Consider the following 19,719-nt stretch of genomic DNA (forward strand, 5'->3'; position numbering starts at 1 on the left):
CACTGGCCTGCTCGCAGATGAAGCGAACCCGTCGGTTCGCGACAATCTGCTCCTGTAGCGTCGATCCATGCTCGACTGCTTTTCGTACCGGAGCAACAGCAGTCGAGCATGGCTCGACACTACGGGAGCATCGCCAACCAAGGTTGGCGGCTACCGGGGCAGCTCGGCATCCAACGCCATGCGGAAATACACGACGCGCTCGGTTTCCTCGAAGCCACACGCGCGATGCGCGGCGTGCGCCTGTACGTCTTCCATGCGACTGTCAGAGGCCAGCTCGCTGCAGCCGGCTGCGCGCGTCCACGCCTGCACTGCCGCCAGCAGAGCGCGGCCCACGGCGTGGCCCTGCCACGGCGGCTGCACGTACCAGCCTTCCAGGAAGCCGACTGGCGAAGACTCGGTGCCATTCACGTAGTCATGACGCAGGCGTACTTCGGCAAAGCCCACCGCTTCGCCACCGGCCAGACAAGCGAGGAATACCGCGCCTTCGGCATCGGCCAGCGACTCCGCCAGTTCCTCCAGCGGATCATCGGCATCGGGCCACAGGCCCAGCCGCAACTGCGCCCACGCGGCCGCATCGGCCGGCGTGGCCTGGCGGATCGTGGGCGCGCTGTCGATCACGGGTACAGCAGGCGCTTGCTCCAGCGCCCTTCGGCACCGGCTTCATAGCACCAGCGTTCGTGCAGGCGGAACTGCGCGCCGTACCAGAACTCGATGCGGTCAGGCACCACGCGCAGGCCGCTCCAGCCGTCCGGGCGCGGCACGTCCTTGCCCTCGAAGCGGGTTTCGATCTCGGCCACGCGCGCGTCGAATTCCTCGCGCGTCGCCAACGTCTTCGACTGCTGCGAGGCCCAGGCGCCGATCTGGCTCATGCGCGGGCGGCTGGCGAAATAGGCATCGGCCTCGGCGTCGGCAACCTGCTCGACACGGCCTTCGATGCGCACCTGGATGCCGGCCTCGCGCAGGCTGCGCCACAGGAACAGCAGCGCGGCCTGCGGATTGGCCTGCAGCTCCTGGCCCTTGTGGCTGTCCAGGTGGGTGTAGAAGACGAAGCCACGCTCGTCGAAGGCCTTCAGCAGCACGGTGCGCGCCGAGGGACGGCCCTGCGTATCGGCGGTAGCCACGGTCATCGCGTTCGGCTCGACCTCGCGGCTCTGTTTGGCCTCCTCGAACAGGCCGGCAAACGTGGACAGGGCTTCGGCGTACAGGTCGCTCATGATTGCGTTCTTCTCACACGGATTGGGCTATTGTGGCCGCATGGCCGCTGCTGCGTATATGCCCCAGGTGAAAGGATTCCCCGAAACATTGGCCGAACAGGCGCTGGATGATGCGCTGGGCAGCGGTGCAGCGGTTCCAGTATTGGCGATCAGCGGCCTGCAGGGGAGCGGCAAATCGACGCTGGCCGCGCAGGTGGTGGCGCGCGCCCAGGCACGCGGCCTGAACGCGGCCACGCTGTCGATCGATGACGTCTACCTCACCCGTGCACAGCGCCAGCGACTGGCCCGCCAGGTGCATCCGCTGCTGATCACCCGCGGCCCGCCCGGCACCCACGACCTGCCGTTGGCCCATGCCGTGCTGGACGCGGTGGCCGCACGCCAGCCCTTCGCCATGCCGCGCTTCGACAAGCTGGCCGACGAACGCCTGCCCGAAGCGCAATGGCCGCAGCTGCAACAAACGCTGGACCTGCTGGTATTCGAAGGCTGGTTCCTGGGCGCGCCCGCGCAGGACGACGACGCGCTGGACAGCCCGCTGAACGCGCTGGAACGCGAGGCCGACGCCGATGGCCGATGGCGTCGCTGGTGCAACCAGGCGCTGGCCCGAGACTACCCGGCGCTGTGGCAGCGCTGCGACCGCCTGTGGTTCCTGCAGCCACCGGATTTTTCGGTGGTACCGCGCTGGCGCTGGCAGCAGGAACAGAACCTGCAGGCCGCGCAGCCGGGCCGGCACGGCATGAGCCGGCCACAGCTGGAGCGCTTCGTGCAGTACTACGAGCGGGTCAGCCGGCAGGCACTGCACGCCCTGCCCGCCTTGGCCGACCACGTGGTGGTGCTGGACGGCCAGCGCCAGGTACAGGACGTGCGCTGAGCGCGCCTATTCCACCAGGAACGTCACCCGCAGGTTGACCCGCCATTCGGTGATCTCGCCGCTGCCATTGGTGACCACCTTGGTCTCGTTCACCCAGGCGCCCTGGATGCCCTTGACCGTCTCGGAGACCTTCTTCAGCCCGCTGCGCACGGCGTCTTCCACGCTCTTCGGCGAGGAGGCGGTGATTTCGATGACCTTGGCGACCGTCATGGCCTGTACTCCGGCTGGCGCGGGAGACCCCGCAGGAACGCCTACCCTGACGTGAAGAACGTAAAGGCCGGGGCACGGAGGTGTTAGCATCAGAGGGCATGAATCCTGCTCCGAACCTGATCCTGATCGGCCCGATGGGCGCCGGCAAAACCTGCATCGGCCGCCGCCTGGCCGAGCGCTTCACGCTGGACTTCGTCGATGTCGACCAGGCCATCGTCGATGCCGCCGGCGCCAGCATTCCGACCCTCTTCGAGCACTCCGGCGAAGCCGGCTTCCGCAGCCATGAACGCGAGGCGCTTGCGCGCGTGCTGGAAGGCCGTAACCAGCTGGTCTCCACCGGTGGCGGCGCGGTGCTGGATCCCGGCAACCGTGCACTGATCGCCCGGCGTGGCTTCGTGGTCTACCTGCGGGTCAGCGTGGCCGCGCAGCTGGAACGCCTGGCCCGCGACAAGGGCCGGCCGCTGCTGCAACGCCCGGACCGCGAGCAGGTGCTGCACGATCTGGCTGCTCACCGCGACCCGCTGTACCGCGAACTGGCCGACCTCACCCTCGATACCGACCCGTATACCGCTGCCGACGCGACCGCCCACCTGGTGGTCAAGCTGGCCACGCAATGGCAGCGCCAGGACCTGACCGCATGACTCCCCCCGCCCTGCTGCAGGTCGCCGTTGGCGGCGACCGCCCTTACTCCATCACCATCGGCGCCGGTGCCCAGGCCGACAGCGCTGCGCTGGCCTCGCACGTTCGCGGCCGCCACGTGCTGCTGCTCAGCGACAGCGAAGTGGCTCCGCGCTACCTGGCCGCCGTGAAGCAGACACTGTTGGCCGCACGCCCCGACCTGATCGTCGGCGAGCACGTCCTGGCCGCCGGCGAAGCCTCCAAGACCCTGGCCGAATTCGGCCGCGCGATCGAAGCGCTGGCCGCGCTCGGCGCCACCCGCGACGCCTGCGTGTTCGCCCTCGGCGGCGGCGTGGTCGGTGACCTCGCCGGTTTCGCCGCCGCCTGCTGGATGCGCGGCGTGGACTGCGTGCAGCTGCCGACCACCCTGTTGGCGATGGTTGATTCATCGGTGGGCGGCAAGACCGCGGTCGACATTCCGGCCGGCAAGAACCTGGTCGGCGCGTTCCATCCGCCGCGCGCGGTGATCGCCGATACCCGCGTGCTGGCCACCCTGCCGCCGCGCGAGCTGCGCGCCGGCCTGGCCGAAGTGGTGAAGTACGGCGCGCTGGGCGATGCGGTGTTCTTCGAATGGCTGCAGCAACACGCCGGGGCGCTGCTGGCCGGCGAGGATGCGGTGCTGGCCGAGGCAATTGCACGCAGCTGCCGGCACAAAGCCGCCATCGTCGAACGCGATCCGTTCGAGAAGGGGGAGCGTGCCCTGCTCAACCTGGGACACACCTTCGGCCACGCCATCGAGACCGAACAGGGCTATTCCGCCCCGGGCCGTGATGCGCTGAACCATGGCGAGGCGGTGGCGGTGGGCATGGTCCTGGCGGCAAAGCTGTCCACCGACCTCGGCCTGGCCGACGATGCCGACCGCGTGCGCCTGCAGGCACTGCTGGAGCGTCTGGGCCTGCCGGTGACGATCCCCGCAGGACTGGACCCGCAGGCCTTGCTCGGCCGCATGCGGCTGGACAAGAAGAACGTGGCCGGCCGCCTGCGCCTGGTGCTGTGGCGCGGCATGGGCCGCGCCGAAGTGGTGCCGGACGTGGATGAGGCGGCGGTGCTGAAGGTGCTGGGCGCGGGCTGACCGTATCCGGGGTCCGGTAGTGCCGGCCGCTGGCCGGCAACTTCAGCAAACGGGGAAGCCGGCCAGCGGCCGGCACTACCGGGCTGCGCGGCAGGATTGCCGGCCAACGGCCGGTACGACCGCGTTGCGGCCGGGGTCACCCTGGCCCCGCTACAATCGGCGCCATGCACGTCTACCTGCAACATCCCGACGCCGGTGCGCAGGCACCGCGCTTCCTGCGCCTGAGCCTGCAGCCGGATCTGTTCGGCGGCTGGGAACTGCTGCGCGAGAGCGGTCGCGTCGGCAGCCGCTCGCAGCTGCGGCGCGAGCTGTTCCTGCAGGCCGACGAAGCCCGCCACGCCTTCGAGAAGGCCCGCGATGCCGAACTGCATCGCGGCTTCCAGATCCTTTCGCACGGCGACTGACGCCGCTGCCTCATTCGCCCAAGGAATGCCCATCGTGACCAGCCCTCTCCGCAACGATCGCCTGCTGCGCGCCCTGCGCCGCGAACCGGTGGACTGCACCCCCGTCTGGCTGATGCGCCAGGCCGGACGCTACCTGCCGGAGTACCGCGCGACCCGGGCCAAGGCCGGCAGCTTCCTGGCCATGGCCAAGAATCCGGAGATTGCCTGCGAGGTCACCCTGCAGCCGCTGCGCCGCTTCCCGCTGGATGCGGCCATCCTGTTCTCGGACATCCTCACCATTCCCGATGCGATGGGGCTGGAGCTGTACTTCGTCGAAGGCGAAGGCCCGAAGTTCCGCCACCCAGTGCGTGATGAAGCGGCCATCGCCAAGCTGGCGGTGCCGGACATGGAACAGGACCTGGGCTACGTGATGGACGCGGTGCGCCTGATCCGCCGTGAGCTGGACGGCCAGGTGCCGCTGATCGGTTTCTCCGGCAGCCCGTGGACGCTGGCCTGCTACATGGTGGAAGGCGGCGGCAGCAAGGACTTCGCGCGGATCAAGGCGATGGCACTGAACCATCCGCAGGCCCTGCACCGCCTGCTGGAGGTCACCACCGAGGCGGTGATCGCCTATCTCGGCGCGCAGCGCGCGGCCGGCGCACAGGCCCTGCAGGTGTTCGATACCTGGGGCGGCGTGCTGTCGCCGTCGATGTACCGCGAGTTCTCGCTGCGCTACCTGCAGCGGATTGCACAGGGCCTGAAGCGCGGCGAAGGCAACGAGCGCACGCCGCTGATCCTGTTCGGCAAGGGCACCGGCCTGCACCTGGAAGCACTGTCGCAGACCGGCGCCGATGCGCTGGGCCTGGACTGGACGCTGGACCTGGACGAAGCGATGCGCCGCACCGGTGGCCGCGTCGCCCTGCAGGGCAACCTCGACCCGACCACGTTGTACGCCTCGCCGGATGCGATCGCCGCCGCTGCAGCACGCGTGCTCGACACCTATGCCGCCGGCAACGGTGGTTCGCGCGAGGGCCATGTGTTCAACCTCGGCCACGGCATGTCGCCGGACATGGACCCGGCGCACGTGCAGGTGCTGGTCGACGCGGTGCACGCGCACAGCCAGCGCTGAACAATGCCCATGCGGTCACGGCGCGATGTTGATCGCGCCGTGACCCGCAGTGCGCGATCATGTCGGCCCCCACGCTGCACCGGCCGCACCCCATGTCTACATCGCCATCGACCTACAACCGCCAGCGCCCCCTGCTGTGGCTGGTTTCGTTGGCGATCTTCATGCAGATGCTGGACTCGACCATCGTCAACACGGCCTTGCCGGCGATGGCGGCCAGCCTGGGCGAGAGCCCGCTGCAGATGCAGTCGGTGGTGTTCAGCTACGCGCTGGCAGTGGCCACCTTCATTCCCGCCTCCGGCTGGATCGCCGACCGCTACGGCACCCGCCGTACCTTCCTGGTGGCGATCATCCTGTTCACCCTCGGCTCGCTGGCCTGCGCGCTGGCCCAGCACCTGCACCAGCTGGTCGGTGCGCGCGTGCTGCAGGGCATCGGCGGTGCGATGCTGCTGCCGGTCGGTCGCCTGGCGGTGATGCGTTCGGTGCCGCGTGAGGATTTCCTGCGCGCGATGAGCTTCATCGCCATCCCGGCCCTGGTCGGCCCGTTGATCGGCCCGACACTGGGCGGCTGGCTGGTCGAGATCGCGTCGTGGCACTGGGTGTTCCTGATCAACCTGCCAATCGGCGTGATCGGTTTCATCGCTGCGATGAAGATCATGCCCGACCACTACGCCAGCCATCGCACCCGTTTCGACCTGCGCGGCTACATCATGCTGGCCTTCGCGATGGTGGTGCTGTCGTTGGCACTGGACGGCATCTCCGGGCTCGGAACGCCACATGCGCTGGTGATGCTGATGACCGTGGCTGGCCTGGCCGCGCTGGTCGGTTACTGGCTGCATGCCGCCAACTCCACCGCACCCTTGTTCTCGCTGGCCCTGTTCCGCGTGCCCAGCTACCGCATCGGCATCCTCGGCAACCTGTTCTCGCGCATCGGCAGCAGCGCCATGCCGATGCTGATCCCGCTGCTGCTGCAGGTCGGCCTCGGCCTGGGCCCGATGAATGCCGGCCTGATGATGGTGCCGGTGGCGGCGGCCGGCATGGTGTCGAAGAAGCTGGCGGTGAAGCTGGTCGAGCGCTACGGCTACCGCCGCGTGCTGATGGTCAACACCGTGCTGGTGGGCCTGGCGATGGCCAGCTTCATCCTGATGACACCCGGCCAGCATCTGGCCTGGCGCCTGCTGCAGCTGGCGTTCTTCGGCGCGGTCAATTCACTGCAGTTCACCGTGATGAACACCGTGACGCTGCGGGATCTGGACCGCGAGTTCGCCAGTTCCGGCAACAGCCTGCTGTCGATGGTGATGATGCTGGCCGCCGGTTTCGGCGCCGCGGCCGCCGGCAGCCTGCTGGCCGCATTCGGCAATCACCTGGACAGCAACAGCGCGACCGCCGCGCTGCACGCCACCTTCCTGTGCGTGGGCGCGATCACCCTGACCTCGACGATGATCTTCTGGCAGCTGCCGGACACCAAGCCCGAACCACGGCAGGTCGAGCACGTCGCGGAGTGAGGCGGTTCGGCAGGGTTGCACCCTGCACCCGCAGAGGCCGAAGCCGAAGCGACAGCGAGCATTCCGTGGGATGGCGCGGCGGTGTGGGCTTGCAGGACACGCCGTAAACCCGTCCATGGGGGCTCGATGGCGCCATCCATGGCGCCAACGGTCCTGCAAGCCCACACCGCCCCACCTCTGACAGGTTCACGCGGCTGTGGGTAACGGCGACTGCTGGAACGCGCGGTTGTTGGTAGGTGTCGACCTTGGTCGACACATCTGTCAGATATCGAATTCCAGATTGGGGTCAGAGCCCGTTGCGCAGCAACGGGATCCGACCCCGTGCTCCGACAGATCGCGGAAAACTGTCGAAGGCGGGGTGGGTCCGGTGGCGGGAGTGTCCGCGGCATGGGTCCGAGGCATGCCTCGGGCGGGTTGGGCAGGATGCCCAGCCCCGGTCTTGCCGTGTGCGCAGGACAGCGCACACGAGCAAGCCGCGGCCAAGCCCCCAGGGACGGGTTTACGGCGTCTCCCGCCACCGGACCCACCCCGCCATCCCGCGGATTGCACGCTTTTGACGTTGACGTTGATTCTGCAGGTGCAGGGCTGCAAGCCCCGCAATAAACCCTACCCTCCCATCACCCTGGCAATTGCTTCGACCAGCAGTTCGCCGGTCACCGGCTTGCGCAGGAAGCCGCCGATGCCGGCCGCTTCCACCTGCTGCTGAAGGTCCGGATCAGTGCGCGCGGTCACCGCCAGCAGCGGCAGCATGTAGCCCTGGTTGCGCAGGTGCTGCGCCAGTTCGAAACCACTCAGGCCCGGCAGGTCCAGATCCAGCAGGCCGACATCGAAATCACCCGCGCTGATCTCGCGCAGCGCCGCCAGCGCATGGCCTGCATGCACCACCTCATGCCCGCGCGCACTCAACAGGCCTCGCACCACGTCGGCCACGGTGGCATCGTCCTCGACCAGCAGCACCCGCAACGGCGGCATGTTGGCTACGTCCTCGCGATGCGCTTCGCCCTCGGCCTCGGCACTGGCATCGACCACCAACGGCAACGGCAGGCTCACGCCGAAGCAGGTGCCGCGGCCCAGCTGGCTCTCCACCTGGATTCGTCCCTGCATCGCCTGCGCCAGTTCGCGGCAGATCGCCAGGCCCAGACCACTGCCACCGTACTGCGCGGCAGTGCGGGCACCATCGGCCTGCTCGAAGCGGCGGAACAACCGCTGCTGCTGTTCCTGGCTGATGCCCGGACCTGTGTCGCGTACCTCGAAATGCAACGCGCGCAGCTCGCCATCACTGCGTGCATGCAGGGTAATGGTGCCACGGCTGGTGAACTTGACCGCATTCGAGAGCAGATTGAGCAGGATCTGGCGTACCCGCATCGAGTCGCCGGTGGCCTGCAGGCCTGGGGGCAACTGGTTGTCGAGGGTGAAGCGCAGGCCCTTCTGTGCGGCCAACGGGCCCATCAACGCCGTCAGATCCTGCAGCAGGCAGCTCAGCGCGAACGGCTTGGACTGCAGCTCCAGGCGGCCGGACTCGATGCGTGCCAGGTCCAGCGCATCGTTGACCAGGTGCAGCAGATGTTCGCCAGCGTGGCGGATCGACTGCGTGTAGCCGCGCTGCTGCGGATCCAGGTGCGAAGCCAGCAGCAGCTCGCTCATGCCGAGCACGCCGGTCATCGGGGTACGGATTTCGTGGCCGAGGTTGGCCAGGAAACGGGTCTTCGCCGCCGAGGCCTGCTCAGCCAGTTCCTGCTTGTGCAGCGCCAGCTGATAGGCGTGGCGGCGCTGCAGGCGGCGGCGATACAGCCAGGCGAACCAGCTGGTCAGCAGCAGCGCGATCGAGGCCAGCACCAGCAACCCGGACAGACTACGCCACCACGGCGGCTGTACGCGGAACTCCAGACTCTGCACCCGCGACCAGACGTGATCGGCCGAACGCGCCTGCACTTCCAGGCGGTAACTGCCCGGTGGCAGGCGCGAGAAAAGACGCTCACCGGCCGGTCCCACTTCCACCCAATCGGGGTCGTAGCCGGCCAGCCGGTAGCGGTAGCTGTTGGACGCCGAATCAGCGAACGACAGCAGGCGCGCGACGATGCGCAGGTCACGATCACCATCGGCAATCTGCAACGGCGTGTCGTGGGTCAGGTCGAGCACCTGGTCATTGCGACGCACCTCGACCCGTTCGATCACCAGCGGTGCACGCCGCACCGACGGCCGTACCTGCTCGGGGTCGAACACCACCACACCGGCCGGTGTACCGGCCACCAGGTGGCCGTCCTCCGACATCACCAGCGTGTGCTCGTGGAACTCCTGGCTGGGCAGGCCATCGTGCACACCGTACAGGCGCACGCTCTGGCCATCGGCGCCGATCCGTACCAGGCCGCGCGCGCTGGTGGCCCAGACCACCCCTTGCGCGTCAACCACCAGCCCGGACGCGGAGATCGCCGGATAGCCCTGCTCGGCGCCGACCACGGCCTGCCGTTCCAGCCGGCCCTGGCTCCAGCGGTAGCGCGACAGGCGACCATCCTCGGACAGCCATACCTGGCCATCGGCACCCACGTGCAGTGCGTGGATCCCCGTCGCCGGCGCACCCGGCACCGGCTGGAATCGTTCGCTTTCCGGCAACCACTGCAGCAGGCCGCGGCTGCTGGCCAGCCAGATGTGGTCCTGCGGCCCGCATTCCACGTCGAGGTTGAGCTGCCCCTGCTGCAGGCCGCGCTGGCCGTTGTCCAGCTGACGGCGCAGGCGCCCGTCGAGGTCGCGCTGCTGCAGGCCGGACGACAGCATCAGCCAGAGGCTGTCGCCATCACAGGTCGTCATCGACTCGATGATGCCTTCCATGGTTGCGTCGGCGCCGGCGTCGCGGCCCCAGCGACGTAGATCGCGCTGCTCCGGGTCATAGCGCAGCAGGGCATCGTTCGAACCGATCCAGACCTGTCCACGGCGGTCCTCGCGCACCGAGCTCAGCCAGTGCATGCCGTTGACCCAGGTGCGGTGCTGTTCGATCTTGCCGGTCTTCGGGTCGAAGCGATCCAGCGCACCATGGCTACCCACCGTCCAGATGCCGCCATTCCGGGATGGGCTGGTGCCCAGCACGTAGGCGTTGCGCAGCGAGCGGGCATCGTCCTCCAGCCGCGACAGCACCGAGAACTGCCACCAGCGGGGCAGCAGATGCCACAGCCCGGCGTTGGTGCTGGCCAGCCAGATGCCGCCTTCACGGTCCTCGTAGGCACCGGTCCAGTTCGGCCGTACCGGTCCACGTGCCACCGCGCTGTACAGCGGTACGGTCCGGTACTGGCCGTCGACCGCGCGGCCGAGGCCTGTGCGGGTGTCCAGCCAGTACCCGCCCTGTTCATCGCGCAGCATCATGCCCAGCACCTGCTCGCCTTCGGGCAGCTTCCACGGCGGCGCCTCGAAGCGACCATCGGGGCGGCGCACGATGGCGCCGGCCATCGTACTGATCCACAGGCTGCCGTCGGGCTCGGTGGTCAGGCCATTGATCAGGAGACTGGGAATGACGTCGGTGCCAATGCGTTCGAAATCGGTGCCGGTCCAGCGCGCAACGCCGTGCTTGGTGCCGATCCACAGGCTGCCGTCGGCCAGGGTAGCCAGATACGGAACCGATGCCGCAGGCAGACTGCGCGGATTGTTGGCTTCCGGCAGGAAGCGCTGCAACCGATCCTGGTTGTCCAGTCGGTACAACCCACCCTCGTGGGTTCCGAACCAGATCGAACCGTCGGGCGTAGTCGCCAGGCTCCAGACCGTGTTGGTGCCCATCAACGGCTGGCTGCTGCGGTCGTAGAAATGCAGTTGGCGGCGATCGGCCGACATCCGCACCAGACCGGCATTCTCGGTACCGATCCAGAGCTGGTTGCGCGCATCGACCAGCACCGTCCAGATGCGGTTGTCGCGCAACCCGTCTTCCGAGCGCCAGATCCGGTAGTTGCGCCCGTCGTAGCGGGCCAGGCCATCGTTGGTGGCGATCCACAGGTAGCCGTAGCGATCTTCGGCCATGCGATTGACGGTATTGGACGGCAGGCCGTCGAACACCGTCACCTGGCGCGGGCTTGGCGGCACCGGCTGCGCTGCAGCGGGTGACAGGCAGCACAGGAGGACCAGCAGCAGCATCGCCGCCCGCAGATACGCCACCGATTGCCTCCTCATGCTGCCCTGATGATTCCCGCGCTGCGGGCGTCGGCATGGTAAACCGAAAGTCGCGCCGTTCACGCCCGGCGCCGACGCTTTCACGTTGCGGTCTGTCGTTTTGCACGGGCCTGGGCGATCGCCGCCACCAGCATGTCGCCGGTGACCGGTTTGCGCAGGAAGCCATCGAAACCGGCAGCCAGCACCTGCGATTCGGCATAGGCATCGGAGCGCGCGGTCACCGCCACCAACGGCAGCTCATACCCCAGGGCACGCAGCTGGCGGGCGATGGCGGTTCCGTCCAGCGCCGGCAGGTCGAGGTCGAGCAGGCCGACATCAAAGCCGTCGGTGGCGATCTCCGACAGCGCGCCCAGACCATGCAGAACGTGCACCACGTCATGGCCACGGCGGCGCAACAGGCCTGCGATGACCTCGGCCACGGTGGCATCGTCTTCGACCAGCAGGATGCGCAACGGCGGCAATACCGGCTGCGCCGGAGCATCGCCCACTGCGACGGCCGCCTGCCGGGTCCAGGGCAGCGGCAACCGTACCCGGAAGCGCGCGCCCTTGCCCGGTTGGCTGTCCACTTCGATGCGCCCGCCCATCGCCACGGCCAGCTCCTGGCAGATCGCCAGGCCCAGCCCGCTGCCGCCGTAGCGCGATGCTGTGCGTGGGCCATCGGCCTGTTCGAAGCGGTGGAACAGGCGGTCCTGCTGCTCGGCATTGATGCCCGGGCCACTGTCATGCACCTCGAAGCAAAGGCCACCGCCGTTCTCCTCCAGGCGCACCGCCAGGCCGACATGGCCACGCTCGGTAAACTTGATCGCATTGCCCAGCAGGTTGAGCAGGATCTGCCGCACGCGCATCTCGTCGCCGCTGACACTGATCGGGCCTGGCGGATCGTCGCCACGCTGGAAATCCAGCTTGCGCTGTTTCGCCATCGGCTGCATCAGCGTCTGTACCTGGTCGAGCAGGCCGGCCAGGTCGAACGGACGCAGATCCAGCTCCAGTCGACCGGCTTCGATGCGCGCGAGGTCCAGCGCATCATTCACCAGCCGCAGCAGATGGCTTCCAGCCTGCTGGATCGAACCGGCATAGCTGCGTTGCACCGGGTCCAGCGGCGTGGCCAGCAGCAGCTCGCTCATGCCCAGCACCCCGGTCATCGGCGTGCGCACCTCATGGCCCAGCGTGGCCAGGAACCGGCTTTTGGCCTGCGAGGCCTGTTCGGCCAGTTCCTGCTTGTGCACGGTCAACTGCCATTGCTGGCGGCGACGCAGGCGCACCCGGATCGACCACACCAGGGTGAGCAGCAGCAGCGAGCCGATCAGGATGTAGCCGAAGATCGCCATGCCGCTGCGCCACCAGGGCGGCAGCACCTTCACCTGCAGCTTCTGTGAGGGTGTCCATGCACCACTGGCAGTGGCTGCCTGCACTTCGATGACATAGCTTCCGGTAGGCAAACGCGAAAGCGTACGCTGGCCGTTGCCGCCCTGCTCCACCCAGTTCTGGTCGTAACCGCGTACCTGGAAGCGGTAGCGGTTGCCCTGGGGATTGGCATATGACAGCAGTCGAGCGTCGATCTGCAGATCGCGATCATCCGGCCCCAGCAGCAATGTGCCAGCGTTCGGCAGTGGCTGCCAGCCACGCGCATCGTCGCGGCGCACGCGCACGTCGGCAATCACCAGCGACGATTCCGGCAGCACGACGTCAGCGGCATTCACATCGAAGGCGACCAGGCCGGTCTGGGCGACTGCCAGCACGCGGCCATCGGCATTCACCGCTGGCGGTCGGCTGGTGAATTCGGCGTCGGACAGGCCATCGCGTTCGTTGAACTGCTGCAGGCGCCGTGCCTTGGGGTCCCAACGCAGCAGACCACGCGGCGTGGTCGCCCACAGGCGTCCGTTGTCGGCCAATGCCAGGCCCCCCATGCTGACCGGTGGTACGCCGGCACTTCCATCGATGCGCTGGATCAGGCGCAGGCTCATGCCATCCCACTGGTAGCGCTCGAGCGCCCCTTGGCGGGCCAGCCACAGTTGTTGCGGATCAACCCACACCAGATCGTAGATCAAACCACGCGAGACACCCGGCACCGCCTCGAAGCGCCCGGCATGCTCGCGCCAGATGCCCATGTCGCCCATCACCCAGACCTTGCCCTGGGCGTCGAAACGGATCTGCTCGATCGGTGAATCGGCCGCCTTGCGGAAATCGTCCAGCGGATAGCTGCGCAGCACGCGGCCGTCGGCACTACGCTGCTGCAGACCCAGGTTCATGACTGAAAGCCAGACCGTGCCATCAGGCGCCTGGCGCATCAGATCGATGCGCTGGCGCAGGTCGGCGCCACCATCGATGTGCCAATCCTGCAGTGCGCGTGTCGTCGGGTCATACACAGTGATGCGACCAGCACGCCCCAGCCACAGGCGCCCATCCGGGCGCGGCAGCACCGACCACACCGCACCGCTGCCGATCTCACGATCGCTGGCCAGCAGGCGCAGCGTGCCGCGCGTATCCAGCTGGTACACGCCGTGCGCCGATCCCACGTAATAATTCTGGCCGTCACTGGCAGCGCTCAACAGGTACTGGCTGTCCAGTGGCTTGCCATCGAGCTGGTTCCAGATCGAAAAGCGGCGCCAATCCGGCGGCAGGTAGGCCAGGCCCTGGGTCAGCAGCGCCACCCACAATCCGCCCTCATGGTCCTGCAGCAGATCAAGCACGCCACTCTGCGCCGTGAGGAAGCCGCTGCCGCGGTCGCCCTCGAGCCGCCGCAGTGCGCTGGCATCGCCACGCAGCAGACCGTCTGATGTACCCGCCCAGTAGCCCCCCTGGCGATCGGCCAGCACCAGTGCCGAACGCAGGCGGGCACTGTCGATCCAGCGCGGGCGGCTGACCCGGTCCTGCGCATCGATGCGGTACAGACCGTCGTTCTGGCTGCCGATCCAGATCGAGCCATCCGGATCGCGACTCATCCGCAGCACGCTCAACACGCCCAGCTCGCGTGGTGCCACAGATTCGAATCCGCGGCCGTTCCAGCGTGCCACCCCACGCTCGGTGCCGATCCACAGGCGCCCCTGCGCATCAACCAGGCTGCTGTAGATGGTGTTGCTGGGCAGGCCGTTCAGGCGCGCGGGGTCGTGCTTGAAGAAGCGCAGGCTGCCATCCTCCCCGAACCGGCAGACACCCTGGCTGCTGGTGCCGATCCAAAGCGCATCCTCGGCGTAGGCCAGCGTCCAGAACTGGCCCAGGCACGGACCATTGACGGCATCGAAGGTCCTGAATCGCTCGCGGTCCGCATCCAGGCGTGCCACACCCTTGCCATTGATACCCACCCAGACGCGGTCCAGCGGATCGACCAGCAGGGTCTCGATCTCATTGCCGGGCAGCGAGCCCGGCTGTTCCGGATCATGTTCCCAGACCCGCAGGGTATCGCCGTCATAGCGCACCAGGCCACCGTCGGTGGCCGCCCAGATGTGCCCCTGGCGGTCCTCGGCCAACGCCAGCACCATGCGCGAGGGCATGCCTTCGGCTGCACCGAAACGGCGCAGGCGCGGTGTTTCTGCCATGTCCGGGGCCGCAGCTGCCGAGCTCAACGCCATCAGCAACAGCCCCATGCCCACGATGCCTCGGCACCACCGGCGCCAGCCACTCGTCATCCTGAACCCCCTGTCCTGGCCCGATTGTCACACAGGGCCGGGTTCATGGCTGCAACAGCCTGTTTCCACGGGTGGCCCCACCACGAACTGTTGCAGCCATGTGCGCATCGTTGGCAGGGGCCTGTGCGTATGATCACAGCGTCCCCTTCCGGAGCCCGCCATCGATGCGTCCCTGCCTGGCCCTGCTGCCCATGCTGCTCGCCACCGCCCCCGCCTGGGCGGACGCAGACACCTATCGCCTCGATCCGGTGCATACACGGGTGTTGTTCACCATCGACCACGCGGGCTACTCGCAGGCCATGGGTACGGTCTCCGGCAGTGAAGGCCGCCTGCAGTTCGATCCCGACAACTGGCGCGAAGCCACGCTGGACGTCGAGGTACCCGTGTCGCGATTGGACCTTGGTGACGCCAAATGGAACCAGGCCACGCTGGCCCGCAGCCTGCTCGACGGCGAGCGTTTCCCCAGCGCACGCTTCGTCTCCAGCCGGGTCGAACCGATCGATGCCAAGCGTGCGCACGTGATCGGTACCCTGACCCTGCGCGGCGTCAGCCAGGAAGTCACCCTGGACGTGACCCTCAATGCCATCAAGCGCTACCCCCTCCCCCCGTTCCGACGCACCGCCGGTTTTTCCGCCAGCACCACGCTGAGCCGGCGCGCGTTCGGCATCACCGCCTGGCCGGGCGTCATCGGTGATGCAGTACAGCTGAGGATCGAGGCTGAAGCCACCCTCGACCGCAGCGACGCCCCGGGAACTCCCGCTCCCGTTCCGCACTCCGACCCCAAGACGGCCCGCTAGAGGACCTTTCATGACCGCCAAGAACACCCCCGCCGCCTGGGGGAGTGTCAGCCAGATCCTGCATTGGTTGATCGCACTGCTGATCCTCGCCCTGGGCGTGGTCGGCCTGACCATGGGCGAACTGCCCAAGACCCCCAAGTACTTCTGGGTCTACACCGCACACAAGTCGATCGGCATTACCGTACTGGCGCTGGTGCTGTTCCGCCTCGGCTGGCGCCTGTACGCCGGCGCCCCCAAGCCGGTGCCGGGCGTGCCCAGCTGGCAGGAGCGCATCGCCAGCGCCACCCACGTGCTGTTGTATGTGCTGATGTTCGCCATCCCGCTGTCGGGCTGGCTGTACGACTCGGCCAGTGGCCTGCGCCCGTTCCGCTGGTTCGGCCTGGTCGACGTGCCCAAGCTGAGTGGCCCGGATCCGCAGGTCGTCGCGGTGTCCCATGCCCTCCACGAATACGGCTTCTGGCTGTTGATCGCGGTGGTGCTGGCCCATGCCGGTGCTGCCCTCTACCACCACCTGTTCCAGCGCGATGCGACATTGTCCCGCATGTTGCCGCGCGGCTGGCTCGCCTCCCCTCAGAAGGACTGACCGATGAACCTGAAACTGACCACCCCGGCCGCCGTGGCCGCCGCCCTGGCCGGCATGCTGGCCACTGCTCCGGCGCTCGCCGCCGACTACGCGCAGGCTCCCGGCGCCGGTTCGATCCTGGTGTTCGCCACCAAGTACGACGGTGAAGTGTTCACCGGCAGCTTCCCGGGCTTTGCCACCAAGCTCAGCTTCGACCCGGCCAATCCGGCCGCCGGTTCGCTGGACGTGGTGATTCCGCTGGCCGGTGCCAAGAGCGGCAACAGCGACCGCGACTCGACCCTGCAGGGCGCCGACTTCTTCAACGTCGGCAAGTTCGCCACTGCGCGCTACACCGCCAAGGGCTTCCGCGCGGTGGGCAATGACCAGTTCGCCGCCGATGGCACGCTGGAGCTGCGCGGCGTCAGCAAGCCGGTCACCCTTACTTTCACCTGGAAGCCGGGCACCCAGCCGGTGCTGACCGGCAAGGCCACGGTCAAGCGCCTGGACTTCGGTGTCGGCGGCGGTGACTGGGCCGATACCAAGACCATCCCGGACGACACCGCGATCAGCACGATCGTGAAGTTCAACGCGAAATAAGCAACAGGCCGGGGCACCGCCCCGGCCATCATCTCCGGTAGTGCCGGCCAGCCAGGCCTGCACCGTGGCGGCATCGAACGGCCAGTCCAGCTCACGCTCGCCGCGCTCGTCACGCAGCACCGGCACCCGCGCGCCGTAGCGTGCTTCCAGCGCCGGCTGGTCATCCAGGAACACCGATTCGAACTCCGGGGCCCGCGCCTTGGCCAGTTCGGCCAGGGCCATGTCGCACAGGTGGCAATCGTCACGCTGGAACAGAGTCAACACCGGCAGGGTCCCCTTGGTGGAAATGCTGCGCCGCAGCCATTGAAGTGCGGCGTGAACCGCTAGAATAGCGGTCTCTTCCGGTACCCGCAGTACGGCAACCATGGCTGTCAGCACGTTCGACGTTTTCAAGATCGGCATTGGTCCGAGTTCCTCGCACACCGTCGGGCCGATGAAGGCCGCCGAGCGATTCATCCATCGCTGGCTGCTCGATCCGGGCCGCCTGCACGAGGTCGCGCGCATCCGCGCCGATGTCTATGGCTCGCTGGCGCTGACCGGCCGCGGCCATGGCACCGACAAGGCGATCCTGCTGGGCCTGGAGGGCCAGCGGCCGAACCTGATCGACCCGGACATCATCCCGGCCACCCTGGAGCGCATCCGCAGCAGCAAGCGCATCCAGCTGATGGGCCAGCACGAGATCGCCTTCGACGAGAAGCGCGACCTCGGCATGAACAAGCGCCAGAAGCTGCCGTACCACACCAACGGCATGCGTTTCACCGCGTACAACGCCGACGATGAAGTGATCGCCACCCGCGATTACTACTCGGTCGGAGGCGGCTTCGTGGTCAACCAGGACGACGCGGCCGATGACCGCATCGTGCCCGACGAGACCCCGCTGCCCTACCCGTTCAAGAGCGGCGACGAGCTGCTGGCGCAGACCGCACGCAGCGGCCTGAGCATCGCCCAGCTGATGTTCGAGAACGAGAAGTGCTGGCGCAGCGAAGACGAGATCCGCGCCAACCTGCGCGAGATCTGGAGCGCGATGCAGTCGTGCGTCGCGCGAGGCATCCGCGAGGAAGGCGTGCTGCCGGGTGGCCTGAAGGTCGGCCGTCGTGCACCGGCGCTGTACCGCGAGCTGTCGTCGAAGCCGGAAGCGGCGATGCGCGACCCGCTGACCACGCTGGACTGGGTCAACCTGTACGCACTGGCAGTGAACGAGGAAAACGCTGCCGGTGGCCGCGTGGTGACCGCACCGACCAACGGTGCAGCCGGCGTGCTGCCGGCGGTGCTGCATTACTTCGACCGTTTCTGCCCGGGCGCGAACGAGCAGCGTGTGTTCGACTTCCTGCTGACCTCGGCGGCGATCGGCATCCTGTACAAGGAAAATGCTTCGATTTCCGGTGCCGAAGTGGGCTGCCAGGGCGAAGTGGGCGTGGCCTGCTCGATGGCGGCCGGGGGCCTGGTTGCGGCGCTGGGTGGCAACCCGAGCCAGATCGAGAACGCCGCGGAAATCGGCATGGAACACAACCTTGGCCTGACCTGCGACCCGATCGGTGGCCTGGTGCAGATCCCCTGCATCGAGCGCAACGCGATGGGCGCGGTGAAGGCGATCAATGCCTCCCGCATGGCGATGCGTGGCGACGGCAAGCACAAGGTGTCGCTGGACAAGGTCATCAAGACCATGCGCGATACCGGCCGCGACATGCAGGACAAGTACAAGGAAACCAGCCGCGGTGGCCTGGCGGTGAACGTCATCGAGTGCTGAGTTGTAGAGCCGAGCCCATGCTCGGCTGATCGGGTAGGAGCAGCCGAGCGTGGGCTCGGCTCTACATCGGACGACACCGTCACCATGTTCCGGTTAGGCTCGGGGCTCCCCTGCCCCGGATTGGCCCCATGCGCGTGATCGCTGCTGCCCTGCTTGCCTGCCTGCCGCTGTCCGCGCTTGCCGCGCCGACCTATGGTCCGCGGCTGGAAGGTTTCGACTACGGCTATCCGGTGAAGATCTTCGCGCTGGAGTCGCAGCGGCAGCCACTGGAAATGGCCTATCTGGATGTCCTGCCCAAACGCCGCGCCATCGGCGTGGTGGTGCTGCTGCACGGCAAGAATTTCTGCGCAGCCACCTGGCAGCAGACCATCGCGCCGCTGCTGAATGCCGGCTACCGGGTGGTCGCCCCGGACCAGGTGGGCTTCTGCAAATCCAGCAAGCCCGAGCGTTACCAGTACACGTTCGCGCAGCTGGCGGCCAATACCCACGCCCTGCTGCAGCAGCTGCAGCTGGAGGACATGCCGGTGCACCTGGTCGGCCACTCGATGGGCGGCATGCTGGCGGTGCGCTACGCGTTGATGTACCCGCAGGACCTGCACAGCCTGTCACTGGTCAATCCGATCGGGCTGGAGGACTGGAAGGCGCTGGGCGTGCCATGGCGCAGCGTCGATGCATGGTATGCCGGCGAACTGAAAACCAGCTATGACAGCATCCGCCGCTACCAGCTGGACGTGTACTACGACGGCACGTGGAAGCCGGCGTACGAACCATGGGCACGCATGCAATCAGGCATGTATGAAGGCCCGGGCAAGCAGGCCGTTGCGTGGAGCCAGGCACTGGCCTCGGACATGGTGTTCAACCAGCCGGTGGTCTACGAACTGAAGAACCTGCAGGTACCGACCACGCTGTTCATCGGCCAGAAGGACCGCACCGCGATCGGCCGTGACCTGGCGCCGCCGGAGGTGAAGGCGGCGCTGGGCAATTATCCGGCGCTGGGCAGAGCAGCGGCCGAGGCGATTCCCGGCGCGACGCTGGTCGAGTTCCCCGAACTGGGCCATTCACCACAGGTGCAGAACCCCAAGCAGTTCAACAGCGCATTGTTGAAGGCCTTGAAGTCCCGCTGACCGACGGCTGCTTGTGTAGAGCCGAGCCCATGCTCGGCTCATCCAGCAGGAGGCGATTCCG

16 protein-coding genes and 1 pseudogene are annotated in these 19,719 nt (G+C 67.6%); 11 read left to right on the forward strand and 6 right to left on the reverse strand.

The window, feature by feature from the left end; genetic code table 11:
- Positions 1-150: 150 nt before the first annotated feature.
- A complete protein-coding gene (aacA, locus tag N5D91_RS07410) occupies positions 151-618 on the reverse strand; it encodes an aminoglycoside 6'-N-acetyltransferase (RefSeq protein WP_110713186.1) in 468 nt (155 codons plus the stop codon).
- Positions 615-1,214 carry a pyridoxamine 5'-phosphate oxidase gene (gene pdxH / locus N5D91_RS07415; RefSeq protein ID WP_110713187.1) on the reverse strand — a complete coding sequence of 200 codons (600 nt, stop codon included), beginning with the start codon at positions 1,212-1,214 and terminating at the stop codon, positions 615-617. Before pdxH ends, aacA begins: the two co-directional genes overlap by 4 nt.
- A 40-nt stretch (positions 1,215-1,254) precedes the next feature.
- Between pdxH and N5D91_RS07420 the strand changes: the two genes are divergently transcribed.
- The gene (locus N5D91_RS07420; RefSeq protein ID WP_180855566.1) at positions 1,255-2,082 is read left to right on the forward strand and encodes a kinase; all 828 of its coding nucleotides are present in this window, start codon (positions 1,255-1,257) and stop codon (positions 2,080-2,082) included.
- A gap of 6 nt (positions 2,083-2,088) precedes the next feature.
- On the opposite strand, the gene N5D91_RS07425 is transcribed toward N5D91_RS07420, so the two are convergent.
- Entirely contained in the window at positions 2,089-2,292 is a 204-nt protein-coding gene (locus N5D91_RS07425; protein ID WP_005410663.1) for a dodecin family protein, read from the reverse strand.
- Positions 2,293-2,390: 98 nt separating this feature from the next.
- Here N5D91_RS07425 and N5D91_RS07430 point away from each other — a divergent pair, with 98 nt between their 5' ends.
- The 5 genes from N5D91_RS07430 to mdtD all read left to right on the forward strand — a co-directional run bounded on the left by N5D91_RS07430 (position 2,391) and on the right by mdtD (position 7,056).
- A complete protein-coding gene (locus tag N5D91_RS07430; protein ID WP_110713190.1) occupies positions 2,391-2,933 on the forward strand; it encodes a shikimate kinase in 543 nt (180 codons plus the stop codon).
- Positions 2,930-4,042 carry a 3-dehydroquinate synthase gene (gene aroB, locus N5D91_RS07435; protein WP_180847990.1) on the forward strand — a complete coding sequence of 371 codons (1,113 nt, stop codon included), beginning with the start codon at positions 2,930-2,932 and terminating at the stop codon, positions 4,040-4,042. Before N5D91_RS07430 ends, aroB begins: the two co-directional genes overlap by 4 nt.
- Positions 4,043-4,206: 164 nt before the next feature.
- Positions 4,207-4,446 (forward strand): WGR domain-containing protein, encoded by a 240-nt coding sequence (locus N5D91_RS07440; RefSeq protein ID WP_032127800.1) that lies wholly within the window; start codon positions 4,207-4,209, stop codon positions 4,444-4,446.
- A gap of 25 nt (positions 4,447-4,471) precedes the next feature.
- Positions 4,472-5,554 (forward strand): uroporphyrinogen decarboxylase, encoded by a 1,083-nt coding sequence (gene hemE / locus N5D91_RS07445; RefSeq protein ID WP_180854998.1) that lies wholly within the window; start codon positions 4,472-4,474, stop codon positions 5,552-5,554.
- A 92-nt stretch (positions 5,555-5,646) separates the two neighbouring features.
- Positions 5,647-7,056: a multidrug transporter subunit MdtD gene (mdtD, locus tag N5D91_RS07450; RefSeq protein WP_010482759.1), complete on the forward strand. Its 1,410-nt coding sequence runs from the start codon at positions 5,647-5,649 to the stop codon at positions 7,054-7,056.
- Between the two features lie 606 nt (positions 7,057-7,662).
- Here mdtD and N5D91_RS07455 read toward each other — a convergent pair.
- Positions 7,663-11,190: a hybrid sensor histidine kinase/response regulator gene (locus N5D91_RS07455; protein WP_180854999.1), complete on the reverse strand. Its 3,528-nt coding sequence runs from the start codon at positions 11,188-11,190 to the stop codon at positions 7,663-7,665.
- 95 nt (positions 11,191-11,285) lie between these two features.
- Complete coding sequence (locus N5D91_RS07460; protein ID WP_180855000.1) at positions 11,286-14,831, reverse strand: ATP-binding protein; 3,546 nt, start codon at positions 14,829-14,831, stop codon at positions 11,286-11,288.
- A 164-nt stretch (positions 14,832-14,995) separates the two neighbouring features.
- Here N5D91_RS07460 and N5D91_RS07465 point away from each other — a divergent pair, with 164 nt between their 5' ends.
- From N5D91_RS07465 to N5D91_RS07475, 3 genes are read left to right on the forward strand one after another with little or no spacing between them, the layout of a single operon-like run.
- The gene (locus tag N5D91_RS07465) at positions 14,996-15,628 is read left to right on the forward strand and encodes a YceI family protein (protein WP_110713196.1); all 633 of its coding nucleotides are present in this window, start codon (positions 14,996-14,998) and stop codon (positions 15,626-15,628) included.
- 10 nt (positions 15,629-15,638) lie between these two features.
- The gene (locus N5D91_RS07470) at positions 15,639-16,211 is read left to right on the forward strand and encodes a cytochrome b (protein ID WP_153855745.1); all 573 of its coding nucleotides are present in this window, start codon (positions 15,639-15,641) and stop codon (positions 16,209-16,211) included.
- A gap of 3 nt (positions 16,212-16,214) precedes the next feature.
- Positions 16,215-16,787: a YceI family protein gene (locus tag N5D91_RS07475; RefSeq protein ID WP_110713200.1), complete on the forward strand. Its 573-nt coding sequence runs from the start codon at positions 16,215-16,217 to the stop codon at positions 16,785-16,787.
- Between the two features lie 45 nt (positions 16,788-16,832).
- Here N5D91_RS07475 and N5D91_RS07480 read toward each other — a convergent pair.
- Positions 16,833-17,051, reverse strand: a pseudogene (locus tag N5D91_RS07480) (glutaredoxin family protein); the annotation flags it as partial.
- A 100-nt stretch (positions 17,052-17,151) separates the two neighbouring features.
- On the opposite strand from N5D91_RS07480, the gene N5D91_RS07485 reads away from it, so the two are divergent.
- A complete protein-coding gene (locus tag N5D91_RS07485; protein WP_049456519.1) occupies positions 17,152-18,534 on the forward strand; it encodes an L-serine ammonia-lyase in 1,383 nt (460 codons plus the stop codon).
- Positions 18,535-18,662: 128 nt separating this feature from the next.
- Positions 18,663-19,658 (forward strand): alpha/beta hydrolase, encoded by a 996-nt coding sequence (locus tag N5D91_RS07490; RefSeq protein ID WP_279908440.1) that lies wholly within the window; start codon positions 18,663-18,665, stop codon positions 19,656-19,658.
- Positions 19,659-19,719 lie beyond the last annotated feature (61 nt).

It is taken from the genome of Stenotrophomonas sp. GD03794, assembly GCF_029842145.1.
Classification (GTDB): domain Bacteria; phylum Pseudomonadota; class Gammaproteobacteria; order Xanthomonadales; family Xanthomonadaceae; genus Stenotrophomonas; species Stenotrophomonas riyadhensis.

Excerpts from the sequence above, each read along its gene's own strand:
- pdxH (WP_110713187.1), bottom strand. The coding sequence starts at position 1,214 with ATGAGCGACCTGTACGCCGAAGCCCTGTCCACGTTTGCCGGCCTGTTC.
- N5D91_RS07420 (WP_180855566.1), top strand. The coding sequence starts at position 1,255 with ATGGCCGCTGCTGCGTATATGCCCCAGGTGAAAGGATTCCCCGAAACA.
- N5D91_RS07425 (WP_005410663.1), bottom strand. The coding sequence starts at position 2,292 with ATGACGGTCGCCAAGGTCATCGAAATCACCGCCTCCTCGCCGAAGAGC.
- N5D91_RS07430 (WP_110713190.1), top strand. The coding sequence starts at position 2,391 with ATGAATCCTGCTCCGAACCTGATCCTGATCGGCCCGATGGGCGCCGGC.
- aroB (WP_180847990.1), top strand. The coding sequence starts at position 2,930 with ATGACTCCCCCCGCCCTGCTGCAGGTCGCCGTTGGCGGCGACCGCCCT.
- N5D91_RS07440 (WP_032127800.1), top strand. The coding sequence starts at position 4,207 with ATGCACGTCTACCTGCAACATCCCGACGCCGGTGCGCAGGCACCGCGC.
- hemE (WP_180854998.1), top strand. The coding sequence starts at position 4,472 with ATGCCCATCGTGACCAGCCCTCTCCGCAACGATCGCCTGCTGCGCGCC.
- mdtD (WP_010482759.1), top strand. The coding sequence starts at position 5,647 with ATGTCTACATCGCCATCGACCTACAACCGCCAGCGCCCCCTGCTGTGG.
- N5D91_RS07460 (WP_180855000.1), bottom strand. The coding sequence starts at position 14,831 with ATGACGAGTGGCTGGCGCCGGTGGTGCCGAGGCATCGTGGGCATGGGG.
- N5D91_RS07465 (WP_110713196.1), top strand. The coding sequence starts at position 14,996 with ATGCGTCCCTGCCTGGCCCTGCTGCCCATGCTGCTCGCCACCGCCCCC.
- N5D91_RS07470 (WP_153855745.1), top strand. The coding sequence starts at position 15,639 with ATGACCGCCAAGAACACCCCCGCCGCCTGGGGGAGTGTCAGCCAGATC.
- N5D91_RS07475 (WP_110713200.1), top strand. The coding sequence starts at position 16,215 with ATGAACCTGAAACTGACCACCCCGGCCGCCGTGGCCGCCGCCCTGGCC.
- N5D91_RS07485 (WP_049456519.1), top strand. The coding sequence starts at position 17,152 with ATGGCTGTCAGCACGTTCGACGTTTTCAAGATCGGCATTGGTCCGAGT.
- N5D91_RS07490 (WP_279908440.1), top strand. The coding sequence starts at position 18,663 with ATGCGCGTGATCGCTGCTGCCCTGCTTGCCTGCCTGCCGCTGTCCGCG.